The organism is Streptomyces sp. 2131.1 (assembly GCF_900105515.1).
Taxonomy (GTDB): domain Bacteria; phylum Actinomycetota; class Actinomycetes; order Streptomycetales; family Streptomycetaceae; genus Streptomyces; species Streptomyces drozdowiczii.
Genome location: NZ_FNSY01000001.1, coordinates 4,945,754 through 4,960,417, shown reverse-complemented (window position 1 = coordinate 4,960,417; position 14,664 = coordinate 4,945,754). Strand labels below are relative to the sequence as shown.

Annotated in this window: 16 protein-coding genes; 10 read left to right on the top strand and 6 right to left on the bottom strand. The window is 71.4% G+C overall.

The genetic code is table 11. The features are described from left to right. Positions 1 to 2,067, bottom strand: a complete 2,067-nt coding sequence (locus BLW14_RS22255) for an alkaline phosphatase family protein (RefSeq protein WP_093708955.1) — start codon at positions 2,065 to 2,067, stop codon at positions 1 to 3. Positions 2,068 to 2,323: 256 nt separating this feature from the next. Here BLW14_RS22255 and BLW14_RS22250 point away from each other — a divergent pair, with 256 nt between their 5' ends. Next, positions 2,324 to 2,905, top strand: coding sequence for a GNAT family N-acetyltransferase (locus BLW14_RS22250; protein ID WP_093708954.1), 582 nt, complete (start codon positions 2,324 to 2,326; stop codon positions 2,903 to 2,905). 106 nt (positions 2,906 to 3,011) lie between these two features. Then, complete coding sequence (locus BLW14_RS22245) at positions 3,012 to 3,203, top strand: hypothetical protein (protein ID WP_093708953.1); 192 nt, start codon at positions 3,012 to 3,014, stop codon at positions 3,201 to 3,203. 26 nt (positions 3,204 to 3,229) lie between these two features. Here BLW14_RS22245 and BLW14_RS22240 read toward each other — a convergent pair whose 3' ends face one another. Continuing rightward, positions 3,230 to 3,886: a pirin family protein gene (locus BLW14_RS22240; RefSeq protein WP_093708952.1), complete on the bottom strand. Its 657-nt coding sequence runs from the start codon at positions 3,884 to 3,886 to the stop codon at positions 3,230 to 3,232. 110 nt (positions 3,887 to 3,996) lie between these two features. On the opposite strand from BLW14_RS22240, the gene BLW14_RS22235 reads away from it, so the two are divergent. The 5 genes from BLW14_RS22235 to fabF all read left to right on the top strand — a co-directional run bounded on the left by BLW14_RS22235 (position 3,997) and on the right by fabF (position 8,897). Next, a complete protein-coding gene (locus BLW14_RS22235; RefSeq protein WP_177154061.1) occupies positions 3,997 to 5,196 on the top strand; it encodes a PucR family transcriptional regulator in 1,200 nt (399 codons plus the stop codon). Positions 5,197 to 5,285: 89 nt separating this feature from the next. Continuing rightward, a complete protein-coding gene (locus BLW14_RS22230; protein WP_093708950.1) occupies positions 5,286 to 6,200 on the top strand; it encodes an ACP S-malonyltransferase in 915 nt (304 codons plus the stop codon). Between the two features lie 13 nt (positions 6,201 to 6,213). Beyond that, positions 6,214 to 7,245 carry a ketoacyl-ACP synthase III gene (locus BLW14_RS22225; protein ID WP_018518372.1) on the top strand — a complete coding sequence of 344 codons (1,032 nt, stop codon included), beginning with the start codon at positions 6,214 to 6,216 and terminating at the stop codon, positions 7,243 to 7,245. Between the two features lie 63 nt (positions 7,246 to 7,308). Continuing rightward, on the top strand, positions 7,309 to 7,557 hold the full coding sequence (locus tag BLW14_RS22220) for an acyl carrier protein (protein WP_018518371.1): 249 nt from the start codon (positions 7,309 to 7,311) through the stop codon (positions 7,555 to 7,557). A gap of 77 nt (positions 7,558 to 7,634) precedes the next feature. Then, positions 7,635 to 8,897, top strand: a complete 1,263-nt coding sequence (gene fabF, locus BLW14_RS22215; protein WP_093708949.1) for a beta-ketoacyl-ACP synthase II — start codon at positions 7,635 to 7,637, stop codon at positions 8,895 to 8,897. Positions 8,898 to 8,987: 90 nt separating this feature from the next. Here fabF and BLW14_RS22210 read toward each other — a convergent pair whose 3' ends face one another. After that, positions 8,988 to 9,482, bottom strand: a complete 495-nt coding sequence (locus BLW14_RS22210; protein WP_026242695.1) for a DUF3145 domain-containing protein — start codon at positions 9,480 to 9,482, stop codon at positions 8,988 to 8,990. A 279-nt stretch (positions 9,483 to 9,761) separates the two neighbouring features. On the opposite strand from BLW14_RS22210, the gene BLW14_RS22205 reads away from it, so the two are divergent. Continuing rightward, complete coding sequence (locus tag BLW14_RS22205; protein WP_093708948.1) at positions 9,762 to 10,679, top strand: SGNH/GDSL hydrolase family protein; 918 nt, start codon at positions 9,762 to 9,764, stop codon at positions 10,677 to 10,679. 11 nt (positions 10,680 to 10,690) lie between these two features. Continuing rightward, positions 10,691 to 11,689 (top strand): aldose epimerase family protein, encoded by a 999-nt coding sequence (locus tag BLW14_RS22200; protein WP_093708947.1) that lies wholly within the window; start codon positions 10,691 to 10,693, stop codon positions 11,687 to 11,689. Between the two features lie 11 nt (positions 11,690 to 11,700). Here BLW14_RS22200 and BLW14_RS22195 read toward each other — a convergent pair whose 3' ends face one another. From BLW14_RS22195 to BLW14_RS22185, 3 genes are all read right to left on the bottom strand, one after another. Further along, positions 11,701 to 12,486 (bottom strand): EI24 domain-containing protein, encoded by a 786-nt coding sequence (locus BLW14_RS22195; protein WP_093708946.1) that lies wholly within the window; start codon positions 12,484 to 12,486, stop codon positions 11,701 to 11,703. A gap of 53 nt (positions 12,487 to 12,539) precedes the next feature. Beyond that, positions 12,540 to 12,968, bottom strand: a complete 429-nt coding sequence (locus tag BLW14_RS22190; protein WP_093708945.1) for an organic hydroperoxide resistance protein — start codon at positions 12,966 to 12,968, stop codon at positions 12,540 to 12,542. An 88-nt stretch (positions 12,969 to 13,056) separates the two neighbouring features. Then, positions 13,057 to 14,076: an NADP-dependent oxidoreductase gene (locus tag BLW14_RS22185; RefSeq protein ID WP_093708944.1), complete on the bottom strand. Its 1,020-nt coding sequence runs from the start codon at positions 14,074 to 14,076 to the stop codon at positions 13,057 to 13,059. A gap of 151 nt (positions 14,077 to 14,227) precedes the next feature. Here BLW14_RS22185 and BLW14_RS22180 point away from each other — a divergent pair, with 151 nt between their 5' ends. Next, on the top strand, positions 14,228 to 14,659 hold the full coding sequence (locus BLW14_RS22180; RefSeq protein ID WP_093708943.1) for a MarR family winged helix-turn-helix transcriptional regulator: 432 nt from the start codon (positions 14,228 to 14,230) through the stop codon (positions 14,657 to 14,659). Positions 14,660 to 14,664: the final 5 nt, after the last annotated feature.

The window sequence follows — 14,664 nt, the reverse complement described above, 5'->3', positions numbered from 1 at the left end:
TCAGACCGTCGCCACCCGGCCCGCGTACCGCTGGGTCCAGCCCGTGCCGGTGTCCGCGGTGAGCACCACGTCGTAGTAGCCGTGCTCGGTGGGCCAGTCCACGACGGTGGAGTGACCGCCGGGGACGGTGACCTTGCGCGTGCCGCCGGCGTAGTCGTTGGCCCGCAGGGTGTAGCGGACCGGGTGCCGTCCGTCGTTGTGCAGCGCCAGCCGGACCGCGGGGCGCCTGCCCCTGACGAGCCGCACCTCGACGCGCGGGAGGCCGATGTGCCGGGTGCTCGCGTCCTCGGGGAGCACCTCTCCGGCGAAGGAGCGCAGAAAGCCGTCGGGGCCGTACACCGAGAAGGCGTACCCGCCGTCCGTCCGCGTCGTGTCCCAGGTGTACGTACGCGGGTTCGCCGCGCTCACCGTGTACGGGGTGTTGGAGAACGGCAGGTACCGGTCGGGGAAGACCTGGAGGCTCACCGCCTTGCCCGAGGGGCCGCCGGTCAGGGTCATCGACGCGGTCACCGTGCCGGTTCTCCGGTCCTCGGTGAACGTGGCGTGCGGGTGGAAGGAGAGCCCGCGCGGCTCCATCCGGTCGCGGGGCGGACGCGGCGGGGTCCCGGTGACCGGGTCGGCGATGACGACCGGGCCGGGGCGCGGGTGCGCGAAGTCGATCGCGCTGGTCAGGTCTCCGGCGACGGAGCGGCGCCACGGGGTGATGTTCGGACAGGTGAACGGCTTGCCCAGGTGCGCCGCCCAGGTCTCCAGGAATTTCACGGTCGAGGTGTGGTCGAAGACCTCCGAGGCGACGTAGCCGCCGCGCGTCCACGGGGAGACCAGCAGCATCGGGACGCGGGGCCCGAAGCCGTACGGGGTGGTGCCGGCGAACTCGCCGGGTGTGCCCTGTTCCGGGCGGGGCGGCAGGACGTGGTCGAACTTCCCGTCGTTCTCGTCGTAGGTGATGATCACCAGGGTGTGGTTCCAGATGTCCTCGTTGCTCTGGAGGGTCTTGAGGACCTTGTTCATGTACCGCTCGCCGTGCACCGTGTCGAAGCCCGGGTGCTCGCTCCACGCGGCGGGCATGACCACCCAGGAGACCTCGGGCAGCGGGTGCTCGGCGCCCGGCTCGCACGCGGCGACGAGGTCGCGCAGGACGGCGTCGAGGTTGGCCTCGGAGTCGTCATTCGGCGTCGTGGCGCCCTCGTAGACGAAGGAGTTGGCCTTCCAGACCTTGCCGGTGCCTGGTTCGAGCTCGGCCGGGTCCGCGGTGCGCGGGTCGAAGGAGGCGAAGCTGTTGGTGACGTTGCAGCCGTACTCGCCGACGTACCCGCTCTGGAGGCTGCCGCCGACGCCGTTGCCGCTGTTGTCGGAGTAGACGCGCCAGTCGATGCCGGCCCGCTGGAGCTGTTCGGGGACGGTGGTCCAGGTGCGGGTGTAGTTGTTCTGGCCCGCGTTGGTGGTCTCGCCGCCCGCCGTACCGCTCATCAGGTAGTAGCGGTTGGGGATGGTGGGCCCGTGCAGGGAGCAGAAGTTCATGTCGCAGACGGTGTACTGGGAAGCGAGCGAGTACATCCACGGCATGTAGTCGGGTGTGTAGTACCACATGCAGTGGTCGCCCTTGTCCTTCACCCAGGTGTCCCACCGCCCCTCGTCGGCCCCGTAGAAGTTGTGCTTGTCGCTCCAGGTGGCGGTCGAGACGGCGGGCGTGACGATGGTGCCGTCGGCGGCGCGCTGCTGGAAGACGGTGGTGCCGTCCTGGAAGGTCAGGACCTGCTTGTCGTCGTGCCCTCGTACGCCCTTCAGCTGGCCGAGGTAGTGGTCGAAGGACCTGTTCTCCTGCATGAGGATCACCACGTGCCTCAGGTCGGAGATGTCGCCCTTGAAGCCCTTGGGCAGGCGGTACTCGGCCGCTTCGGCCCGTGCCCCGCCGGCCGCCTCGGCCACCGGCCCGGCGGCGATCACGCCGAGCGAGACGGCGGCCGTCTGCAGCATCCGGCGGCGGCTGATGCGCGTCTCGTTGGTGAGCTCGCCCGCGTCGACGTCGTCGGCCGGGCACGGGGGCTCGCTGATCTGAAGGGTCATCGGGGCACCTCTGGGGGGAGAGTCGTTCACAAGGGGGGAAGAAGGACGTCTGCGCGCGCCTGCGAAATCTAGGCCGCCGGTACGAACGGCGGGCGAACCGTGGACGTATTCCTGAGGCACCGGCAGATTTCCATGGCCACGGCACGCAGTCGAGATCCCGCACGGTGATAGCCGGAAATCGTGCCCCGTTGGCCGGTCGGCGGGTCTTGCCGCGACGCTGGCCGCCGGTCGCGGACCGCCGCTACGCTCCCCGCCCATGACCGACGACATAGTCCGCGCCACCGCGTCCGACGTCCCCGCGCTCGCGGGTGTCCTGGCCAGTGCGTACGCCGGGGACCCGGTGTGGTCCTGGCTGATGCCAGACGACCGGGACCGGCGGCTGCGGCGGCTGTTCACCGCGCACCTGGCCCAGCAGGTCCCGGCGGGCCGGGTGTGGACGGACCCGGAGCGCACGGTGGCGGCGGTCTGGACGGAGCCCGGCGCGTGGAAGCTCCCGGTGACCCACCTGCTGCGCAACGCGGGCACACTGCTGCGGGCGGGCCGCGCCCAACTCCCCCGTATGGCGGCCCGGTTGCTGACCCTGGAGCACCGCCACCCGGTCCGCCCGGCGCACTGGTACGTGGAGTACATCGGCACCCACGCGGACGCGCGCGGGACCGGCCGCGGGTCGACGGTCCTCGCCGGCCTCCTGGAACGCGCGGACGCGGACGGCCGCCCGGTGTTCCTGGAGTCCAGCAACAGCCGCAACCTCACGTTCTACCGCCGCCACGGCTTCGAGGTGCGCGAGGAGATGGTGTTCCGGTCGGGGCCGCCGATGTGGTCGATGTGGCGGGGGTAGAAGGGCCCCCGCCACCAGGATTTTCGTCACGCCTCGTGTTTACGGAGCCGTTTTCCGGTTACGACAAGTAGTGAAAGACCATCAGTACCGGACGGAAGGCAGGAACATGAACGTCGTCATCGTGCTGATCCTCGTCGCGGTCCTCGCCCCGATCACCTTCGTCGCCCTTGCCCCGAAGGTGCCCGCGCGGCGCAACGCGTTTCCCGGCCGGAGCACCGGCCGGAGCCGTCGCCGCCCGGCGGGGGTGCGGCTGAGCGAGATCCCGCGACAGCAGGCCGACCGGCACCACGCCCGCTGACGCGGGGCCGGTGGCCGGGGTGCCGGTCAGTCGCACAGCTCCCAGACCAGCACCTCGGCCGCGTCCGCCGCGACCAGTTCGAGTCCCGTCCCGCCGGTGATCCGGGCCGCGTCCCCCGCCGCCAGCGCGTCGGCGCCGACGCGCACCGTCCCGCGCACCACGTGCACGTACGCCCGCGGCGCGTCCGGGACCGCCGCCCGCTCGCCCTCGGCGAGGCGCCGCACATGAAGCATCGCGCCGGCCTCGGGGAGTGCGTACGGGGTGGAGTCGGCGATGCCGGGGACGGTCGTGTACGAGGGCTCGCCGCCGGGCTCCAGGGGCGCGAGCCACATCTGAAGGAACGTCAGCGGGTTTTCCCCGTCGTTGCGTTCGACGTGGCGGACGCCGGAAGCGGCGCTCAGGTGCTGGACGTCGCCGGCGCGGACCACCGTGGCGTGGCCGGCCGAGTCGCGGTGGGTCAGCTCGCCCTCGACGACCCAGGTGACGATCTCCGTATGGCTGTGCGGATGCTCCTCGAAGCCCGCACCGGGGGCCAGACGTTCCTCGTTGCAGGCGAGGATCGGGCCGAAGCGGAGGTTGTCCGGGTCGTAGAAGGAGCCGAAGGAGAACGAGTGCCGGGACTCGATGCCGGCCGCCCCGTCCCCACCCTCGAACCGGTCGCCCGCGCGGTGTACGGAAATCACCCGTCCACGGTAGCCCGCCGGCTCCCGCGGAGCCCCCGCCGGACGCCGATCCGACCCGCCACCGGCCCCGGCCCTCCGTGCGTCCGTCCCGATAAGGCAGTCTTGTGTCCGTGCCCCGACCCGATCCTGAGCAGCCCGCTGCGAACGACGCCCATCTCCACGCCGCGACCCTGAAGCGGCTGGAGCAGTCCTCCGGCCGGCTGGCCGCGAACGCGATCGCCCGCATGGACGAGTCGCTGCCGTGGTACCGGGCGATGCCCCCGGAGAACCGGTCCTGGATCGGCCTGGTCGCCCAGGCCGGTATCGCGGCGTTCACCGAGTGGTTCCGGCATCCGGAGACCCCGCAGGCGATCTCGACCGACGTCTTCGGGACAGCCCCGCGCGAGCTGACCCGGGCCATCACACTGCGGCAGACCGTCGAGATGGTGCGCACCACCATCGAGGTCATGGAGGCCGCGATCGACGAGGTCGCCGCGCCCGGCGACGAATCCGTGCTGCGGGAGGCGCTGCTCGTCTACGCCCGCGAGATCGCCTTCGCGACCGCCCAGGTGTACGCGCAGGCGGCCGAGGCCCGGGGCGCGTGGGACGCCCGGCTGGAGTCGCTCGTGGTCAACGCGGTGCTCTCCGGCGAGGCCGACGAGGGCGCCGTCTCCCGGGCCGCCGCGCTCGGCTGGAACTCCCCGGAGCACGTCTGCGTCCTGCTCGGCACCGCCCCGGACGGGGACAGCGAGCTGACCGTGGAGGCGATCCGGCGGGCCGCCCGGCACGCCAAGCTCCAGGTCCTCACGGGCGTCCTCGGCCACCGCCTGGTCGTCATCGCGGGCGGCAGCGACAACCCGCTCCAGGTCGCGAAGGCCCTGATCGGGCCGTACGCGGCGGGCCCCGTGGTGGCCGGCCCGGTGGTGGCGGACCTGCTGGCGGCGACCCGGTCCGCGCAGGCCGCGGCGGCCGGGCTGAAGGCGTGCGGGGCGTGGCAGGACGCTCCGCGGCCGGTGCTCGCCGACGACCTGCTGCCGGAGCGCGCGATGGCGGGCGACCCGGCCGCGCGCGAGCAGTTGGTGGAGGAGATCTACAGACCGCTCGAAGAGGCGGGCTCCGCGCTCCTGGAGACGCTGAGTGTGTATCTGGAGCAGGCGAGCAGCCTGGAGGGCGCGGCCAGGATGCTGTTCGTGCATCCCAACACCGTGCGCTACCGGCTCCGACGTGTGACAGACGTCACCGGCTGGTCACCTTCCGATGTCCGCTCGGCGTTCACTCTGCGAATCGCCCTCATCCTGGGGCGTCTGGCCGACCGGGATACGCAGTCCTAGACTTTTGTCGGACATCAACAATTCCCCCTACGGTTCTTCGTCCCTGTCCCCACGGGTGTTCCGGACCGTTCACAAGAGAGAGTGTGAGGGTGCTCGTACTCGTCGCTCCCGGCCAAGGCGCTCAGACGCCCGGCTTCCTGACTCCCTGGCTCGACCTCCCCGGTGCCACCGACCGCATCGCGGCCTGGTCCGACGCCATCGGGCTCGACCTTGCCCACTACGGCACCAAGGCCGACGCGGAGGAGATCCGCGACACCGCGGTGGCCCAGCCGCTGCTGGTCGCCGCCGGCCTGCTCTCGGCCGCCGCGCTCGACGCCTCACCGGCCGTCGTCGCGGGCCACAGCGTCGGTGAGATCACCGCCGCCGCCCTCGCCGGAGTCATCGGCGACGAGGCCGCGCTCCGCTTCGTACGCACGCGTGGGCTCGCCATGGCCGACGCCGCGGCGGTCACCGAGACCGGCATGGCGGCGCTGCTCGGCGGCGACCCCGCGGTCACCGTCGAGCACCTGGAGAAGCTCGGCCTGACCCCGGCGAACGTCAACGGGGGCGGCCAGATCGTCGCCGCCGGCACCGCCGCGCAGATCGCCGCGCTCACCGAGGACAAGCCGGAGGGCGTGCGCCGCGTGGTGCCCCTGAAGGTGGCCGGCGCGTTCCACACGCACCACATGGCTCCCGCCGTCGAGCGACTGCGCGCGGCCGCCGGCGACCTGGACGTCTCCGACCCGTCCGTGACGTATGTCTCGAACGCGGACGGCAAGACCGTCGCCACCGGCCACGAGGTCATCACCCGGCTCGTCGGCCAGGTCGCGAACCCGGTCCGCTGGGACCTGTGCATGGAGACCTTCGAGGCGCTCGGCGTCACCGCGCTGATCGAGGCCTGCCCCGGCGGCACGCTCACCGGTCTGGCGAAGCGGGCGCTGCCCGGCGTCCGGACCCTCGCGCTGAAGACCCCCGACGACCTCGACGCGGCCCGCGCGCTCATCGCTGAGCACGCGGGCGCCTAAGGAGCCCGAGAGCATGTCGAAGATCAAGCCCAGCCAGGGCGCTCCGTACGCGCGGATCATGGGCGTCGGCGGCTACCGCCCGACCCGGGTGGTCCCCAACGAGGTCATCCTGGAGACGATCGACTCGTCCGACGAGTGGATCCGCTCCCGCTCCGGCATCGCGACCCGCCACTGGGCCTCCGAGGAGGAGACCGTGGCCGCGATGTCCGTCGAGGCGTCCGGCAAGGCCATCGCCGACGCCGGGATCACCCCGGAGCAGATCGGCGCGGTCATCGTCTCGACCGTGTCGCACTTCAAGCAGACCCCGGCCATCGCGACCGAGATCGCCCACAGGGTCGGCGCCGGCAAGCCCGCCGCCTTCGACATCTCGGCCGGCTGCGCGGGCTTCGGCTACGGGCTGACGCTGGCCAAGGGCATGATCGTCGAGGGCTCGGCGGAGTACGTGCTCGTCATCGGCGTCGAGCGGCTGAGCGATCTCACCGACCTGACGGACCGCGCGACGGCGTTCCTGTTCGGCGACGGCGCCGGAGCGGTCATCGTCGGCCCCTCCAAGGTGCCTGCCATAGGCCCGACCGTCTGGGGCTCCGAGGGCGACAAGTCCGAGACGATCAAGCAGACCGTGGCGTGGAACGACTTCCAGGTCGGCGACGTCACGAAGCTGCCCCTCAACGACCGCGGCGAGATCAAGTTCCCCGCCATCACGCAGGAGGGCCAGGCGGTGTTCCGCTGGGCCGTCTTCGAGATGGCGAAGGTCGCCCAGCAGGCGCTGGACGCGGCCGGGATCGCCCCGGAAGACCTGGACGTCTTCATCCCGCACCAGGCCAACATGCGGATCATCGACTCGATGGTGAAGACGCTGAAGCTGCCGGAGAGCGTCACGGTCGCCCGTGACGTGGAGACCACCGGCAACACCTCCGCCGCCTCGATCCCGCTCGCGATGGAGCGGCTCCTGGCGACCGGACAGGCCAAGAGCGGCGACACCGCTCTCGTCATCGGCTTCGGGGCGGGTCTCGTCTACGCCGCGACGGTCGTTACTCTCCCCTAGGCACACCGGCGCTTTTCGCCCGGAAGCCCGAACCCAGCAGATAAACACCGAAGGAGCGCCGCCATGGCCGCCACGCAGGAAGAGATCGTCAAGGGTCTCGCCGACATCGTCAACGAGATCGCCGGTATCCCGGCCGAGGACGTCGAGCTGGACAAGTCCTTCACGGACGACCTGGACGTCGACTCGCTGTCCATGGTCGAGGTCGTCGTCGCCGCCGAGGAGCGCTTCGACGTGAAGATCCCCGACGAGGACGTCAAGAACCTCAAGACCGTCGGCGACGCCGCGGACTACATCCTCAAGCACCAGGCCTGATCCAGCCGGTTCGTGTGTCGCCACCCGGCGGTGGCGCCGCTGATTCACGATCCCCTACACGTGGAGAAGATTTTCCAGTGAACTCGACCAATCGCACCGTGGTCGTCACCGGTATCGGCGCAACCACTCCGCTGGGTGGCGATTCCGCATCGACCTGGGAAGGGCTGATGGCGGGCCGTTCCGGCGTCAAGCCCCTTGAGGGCGAACGTTTCGCCGAACTGCCTGTACGGATCGCGGCCCTGGCTGCCGTCGATCCCTCCGAGGTCCTGCCGCGTCCGCTCGCCCGCCGTCTGGACCGCTCGGCGCAGTTCGCGCTGATCGCGGCCCGCGAGGCGTGGGCGGACGCGGGCTTCACCGGCAAGGCCGGTGAGGACGAAACGATCCAGCCCGAGCGGCTGGGTTCGGTCATCGCCTCCGGCATCGGCGGCGTGATCACCCTGCTCGACCAGTACGACGTGCTGAAGGAGAAGGGCGTACGCCGAGTCTCCCCGCACACCGTGCCCATGCTCATGCCCAACGGCCCGGCCGCGAACGTGGGTATCGAGGTGAACGCCCAGGCGGGCGTCCACACCCCGGTCTCCGCCTGCGCGTCGGGTGCCGAGGCGATCGGGTACGCCGTCGAGATGATCCGCACCGGCCGCGCCGATGTGGTCCTCGCCGGCGGCACCGAGGCGGCGATCCACCCGCTGCCGATCGCCGCGTTCGCCAACATGATGGCGATGTCCAAGAGCAACGACGAGCCGGAGAAGGCCTCGCGCCCGTACGACGTGGGCCGTGACGGCTTCGTCCTCGGCGAGGGCGCCGGTGTCGTCGTCCTGGAATCCGCGGAGCACGCGGCGGCGCGTGGCGCCCGGGTCTACTGCGAGGTGCTGGGCCAGGGCCTCTCGGCCGACGCCCACCACATCGCGCAGCCGGAGCCCACGGGCCGCGGTATCGCCGCTGCGATGCAGAACCTGCTGGACCAGACCGACCTGAAGCCGTCGGAGATCGCCCACCTGAACGCCCACGCGACGTCCACCCCGCAGGGTGACATCGCGGAGGTCAAGGCGCTGCGCGCGGTGCTGGGCGAGGACCTGGACCACGTCGCGATCTCCGCGACGAAGTCGATGACGGGTCACCTGCTCGGCGGCGCGGGCGGCATCGAGACCGTGGCGACGGTCCTGGCGCTGCACCACCGGATGGCCCCGCCCACGATCAACGTCGAGAACCTGGACGAGTCGATCGACGCGGACATCGTGCGGGATGCGCCCCGGGCGCTGCCGGAGGGGCCGATCGCCGCGATCAACAACTCGTTCGGCTTCGGTGGGCACAACGTGGTGCTGGCGTTCCGTAGCGTCTGACGCGCGACGCGCGTCACCTGTGCGTGAAGCCCGTGCCCCCCGTGTGGGGGCGCGGGCTTCGTCGTGGTGTTCGGGGGCTCCGCCCCCGGGTTACACGACCTGGTGGAGCCAGCGGACCGGCGCGCCCTCGCCCGCATGGCGGAACGACTCCAGTTCGTCGTCCCACGGCTTGCCGAGGAGCTTGGCGACCTCCGCCGCCAGGTCCGTCTCGCCGCCCGCGGAGCGGGCCAGCGCGGCGCGGAGGCGGTCCTCCGGGACCAGGATGTCGCCGTGCATGCCGGTGACGGCGTGGAAGATGCCCAGGGCCGGCGTCGAGCTGTACCGCTCGCCCTCCGCCGTGGGGGAAGGCTCCGCCGTCACCTCGAAGCGGAGCAGGTCCCAGCCGCGCAGCGCGGAGGCCAGCTTGGACGCCGTGCCGGGCCGGGCCTGCCAGGAGAACTCGGAGCGCCAGGTGCCCGGCGAGGCGGGCTGTCTGATCCAGTCGAGCTGCACCCGCCCACCGAGGACTCCCGCCACCGCCCACTCGACGTGTGGGCAGAGCGCGCGCGGTGCGGAGTGAACGTACAGGACTCCACGTGTCGTCACCGGGACCTCCAGTGTGGGACGAGGTTCGCCTTCCCCAGCGGCCTGTCATCAGTAAACAGCATCGGGAGTTATTCTCCGGAAAAGCGACAGTATGTGACGTGGTGTGATGTTCGGATGCCACCCGAGTGGAGCCGGGCATCGCAGGAGCCACTGGTTCGACGGGGAAAAGCTACCGCGCCCGGGGGTCGCCGGTGTGACGTACCGTCGGTCCCGGGGCCCTTCTTCGCGCAGTCTTCACCCCGGCGGAGCGTCGGGTCACGAACAGGAGGAGGCCAGGCCATGCCGGATCGGTCCGTACGGCACCGCTCGCGCACCGCACTGGCCGGGCTGGCCGCACTGGCCTGCCTGGGCACCGGTGCGCTGGCGGGCTGCGACTCGGGGCCCGGCGGTACGACGAAGGGCCCGGCGTCGGCCGAGCGCCGGCCGTCCCCGGCGGCGGGCCCGGTCTGGGATCCGAAGCCCGCGTCGATCGCGGCGGTCGGGGACTCGATCACGCGCGGCTTCGACGCGTGCTCGGTGCTGGCGGACTGCCCGGAGGTCTCCTGGTCGACCGGCACGGACAGCTCCGTACGCAGTCTGGCGGTACGCCTCCTCGGCGCCTCCCGGGCGGCGGACCACAGCTGGAACCACGCTGTGACGGGCGCCCGGATGGCCCAGCTGCCGGAGCAGATGGCGCTGGCGGCGGACGAAAACCCGGATCTGGTGACCGTGATGATCGGCGCCAACGACGCCTGCCGGGACTCGGTGCGGACGATGACCCCGGTGGCCGACTTCCGGCGGTCGTTCGAGGCGTCGCTGCGCAAGCTGCGCAGCGGGGCGCCGAAGGCGCAGGTGTACGTGTCGAGCGTGCCGGACCTGAAGCGGCTGTGGTCGCAGGGGCGGGTCAACCAGCTGGGCAAGCAGATCTGGAAACTGGGCATCTGCAGGTCGATGCTGAGCGACGCGGACGACATGGGCGCGGCGGCGGTGGCCCGGCGCACGGCGGTGCAGGAGCGCGTCGTGGCGTACAACGAGGTGCTGCGCGAGGTCTGCGCGAAGGACAGCCGCTGCCGGTACGACGGCGGGGCGGTGTACGACTACCGGTTCACCGGCAAGCAGCTCAGCCAGTGGGACTGGTTCCACCCCGGCCGCAACGGCCAGGCCAGGCTCGCGGAGATCGCCTACCGCAACGTCACGGCGGTCCGCCCGCCCGCGTAGAGTCGCTGATCATGCAGACGGGTTCGAACACGGTGATGAGTACGGAACACTTCGGCACCCTCGCGGACGGCACCGCCGTGCACCGCTGGACGCTGGAGCGGGGCGGCACGCGGGTGCGCGTCCTGACGTACGGCGGCATCGTGCAGTCGGCCGAGGTGCCGGACCGGGACGGGGTGCGGGCCGGGATCGCGCTCGGGCTGCCGGACCTGGCCTCGTACCAGGAGTACGCCGGGCCCTACTTCGGGGCGCTGGTCGGCCGGTACGCGAACCGGATCGGCGGGGCGTCCTTCGAGCTGGACGGCCGGACCCACCACCTCACGCGCAACGAGGGCCGCAACCACGTGCACGGCGGGGAGTGCGGCTTCGACAAGCGGGTCTGGGACGCGCGGGAGACCGCGGACGGGGTGGAGCTGTCCCTCGTCTCGGCGGACGGCGAGGAGGGCTTCCCGGGGCGGGTGGAGCTGACAGCGGCGTACACCCTGGACGAGGACGGCGCGCTGCGGATCGCGTACCGGGCGGTGACGGACGCGCCGACCGTGCTGAACCTGACGAACCACACCTACTGGAACCTGGCGGGCGCGGACAGCGGCAGCGCGCTCGGCCAGCGGCTGCGGATCGCGGCGGGGGCGGTCACGCCGGTGGACGCGGAGTCGCTGCCGACGGGCGAGTTCCTGCCGGTGGAGGGCACCCGGTTCGACTTCCGGGAGGCCCGTCCGGTGACCAAGGAGTACGACCACAACTTCGTGCTCGACGCGGACGCGGCGGGTGCGGCGGCCGAGCTGTACGACGAGGTGTCGGGGCGGGTCCTGACGGTCACGACGACGGAGCCCGGGCTCCAGCTGTACACCGCGGACCACTTCGACGGCCGGCCGTTCGGCCCGTGCGCCGGGATCGCCTTGGAGACCCAGCACTTCCCGGACTCGCCGAACCGTCCGGAGTTCCCGAGCACGGTGCTGCGGCCGGGCGAGGAGTTCGTGTCGACGACGGTGTACGGGTTCTCGGTGCGCTGACCCGGGACCGCTCAGTCCGCGGCGACCGTCTCGCCCTTGCCTGCGCCGTCCGCCGGCTCCTCGTCGCCGACCAGGCCGCGCGCCAGCAGGGTGGCCCCGGCGACGGCGCCCGGCATGAGGAACACGGCGACGAACGGCACCATGAAGGCCAGCCCCAGCGGTACGCCGAAGCCGAGGGTGCGCAGGCGGTTGCCGCGCAGCAGGGCGAGCCGGTCCTTGAGCACCATGCCCCGGCGCTGGAGGGCGACGGCGGTCAGCTCCTCGGCGAGGAAGTAGCCGGTGACGCAGAAGCCGATGACGGGGACGACGGTCTGCCCGACGACGGGGAGGAATCCGAGGGCGAAGAGCAGGACCGCGTACAGCCCGACCCGCACGAGAATGCGCACGCTGTCGCGGGCGGAGATCCACAGCTCCCGCCAGAGGGGCAGTCCGGACTCGGGGACCGTGCCGCCCTCGGTGCGCTCGACCTCCTCGGACAGCGACTCGTAGAAGGGCTGCCCGACGAGCAGGGTCACGGCGGTGAAGGTGATGACGGCCAGGAAGAGGCCGAGGACGAAGACCAGTGCGGTCAGCGCGTTGCGCAGCAGGCCGGGCCAGGGCGAGGACCAGTCGTCGGCGAACGGTGTCGCCCACTCCGCCAGGTCGTCGGCGCCGTAGCCGAGGCCGACGAGGGCGCCCGCGTACACCACGAGGGTGATCAGACCGGGCAGCAGCCCTATCCCGAACCATTTGCCGTGGCCGAACACCCAGCGTTGGCCCTTGACCAGAAAACCGAGCCCCGCCCCGAGATCACGCATGGCGTCAGCCTAACGGGGTCCGGGACGGGGCTCGTTCAGTGGTGCGGGGACGGTCAGGCGACCGCGAGCTCCACCTTGATGTTGCCGCGCGTGGCGTTCGAGTACGGGCAGACCTGGTGGGCCTTCTCGACGAGCGCCCGCGCGGTCGCCTCGTCGACGGTCGGGATGGTCGCGGTGATGGCGACCTCCAGGCCGAAGCCGCCGGCCTCGGTCTTGCCGATGGAGACGGCCGCGGTCACCGTGGAGCCGGAGATGTCGGCCTTCTCCTGGCGGGCCACGACGCCCAGTGCGCCCTGGAAGCAGGCGCTGTAACCGGCGGCGAAGAGCTGCTCCGGGTTGGTGCCGGCGCCGCTGCCGCCCATCTCCTTCGGCGGGTTGACGACGACGTCGAGCTTGCCGTCGTCCGAGGCGACGCGGCCGTCACGGCCGTTCTCCGCGGTGGCGACGGCGGTGTACGCGACGGCAATGTCCTGAATGGTCATGCTGAGGATTCCTCCTGCTGGTGCGCCGCGACTCGCGCCCACGATCGCGACGGTTGGGTTGAGCCTAACGGGTGCGGGGAAACGCGGTTCAGCCGAGGGAGACGATCATCTTCCCGGTGTTCTCGCCGCGCAGCAGACCGAGGAAGGCGTCGGCGCCGTTCTCGATGCCCTCGACGACGGTCTCGCGGTACTTCAGCTCGCCCGAGTTCAGCCAGCCGGCCACTTCGTGGACGAACTGCTGCTGGAGGTCGGCGTGGTCGCCGACGAGCATGCCCTGGAGCCGCAGCCGCTTGCCGATGACGAGCGCGAGGTTGCGCGGGGCCGGGGTGGGCTCGGTGGCGTTGTACTGGGCGATCATGCCGCAGATGGTGGCGCGGCCGTGCACGTTGAACGAGGAGAGCGCGGCCTCCAGGTGCTCGCCGCCGACGTTGTCGAAGTAGACGTCGATGCCGTCGGGGGCGGCCGCTGCGAGCTGCTCCTTGACGGGGCCGTTCTTGTAGTTGAACGCGGCGTCGAAGCCGTACTCCTCGGTGAGGAGCTTGACCTTCTCGTCGGAGCCGGCGGAGCCGATGACCCGGGAGGCGCCCTTGATCTTCGCCATCTGGCCGACCTGGCTGCCGACCGCGCCGGCGGCGCCGGAGACGAAGACCGCGTCGCCCTCCTTGAAGGACGCCACGTCGAACAGGCCGGCGTAGGCGGTGAGGCCGGTCATGCCGAGCACGCCGAGGTAGGCGGAGAGCGGGGCGAGCGAGGCGTCGACCTTCACCGCGTGCTTGGCGGGGACGCTCGCGTACTCGCGCCAGCCGAGGCCGTGCAGGACGTGTTCGCCGACCTCGAAGCCCTCGGCATCGGAGGCGATGACCTCGCCGACGGCGCCGCCGTCCATGGGGTGGTCGAGCTTGAAGGGCGGGGTGTACGACTTCACGTCGTTCATCCGGCCGCGCATGTACGGGTCGACCGAGAAGTGCAGGTTGCGCACGAGGACCCGGCCCTCGGCGGGGGCGGTGACCGGTGCCTCACGCAGCGCGAAGTCCTCGGCCTTCGGCCAGCCGTGCGGACGGGCTACGAGGTGCCATTCACGGCCGGACGCGGGAAGAGCTGCAGACATGGGCTCGGTGTCTCCTCGGTGTGGGGGTGTCGGTCTGGAAGCTGTGGTTCTTGAAGCTGTGGTTCTGGAAGCGGTGGAAAAGCTTCACCACATGAAACAACCATGCTCCTGGATATTTCATGTTGTCAAGCAACTGGGTATCCTGTGTGTCATGGCCACCTCGCGCACAGATCCCCTGACCCTCGAAGTCATCGAGCTCATCGGCACCGTCGTGGCGCGCTACTACGAGGAGTACGAGCAGGCCGCCGCCGCGCACAACCTCACCGGCGCGCAGGCCCGGGTCCTCGGACTCCTGTCCGTCGAGCCGCTGCCCATGCGCAGGATCGCCCTGAAGCTGAAGTGCGAGCCGTCCAACGTGACCGGGATCGTGGACCGGCTGGAGGCGCGCGGGCTGGTGGAGCGGCGCCCGGACCCGGCCGACCGCCGGGTGAAACTGGCCGCGCCCACCGAGCGGGGGGCGGCGACGGCGCTGCAGCTGCGCGACGCGCTGGACTTCGCGCGGGAGCCGCTGGCGGGGCTGTCGGACGCGGACCGGACGGTGCTGCGGGATCTCCTGCGGCGGATGCTGGGCGCCGGCGCCTGAGCGGC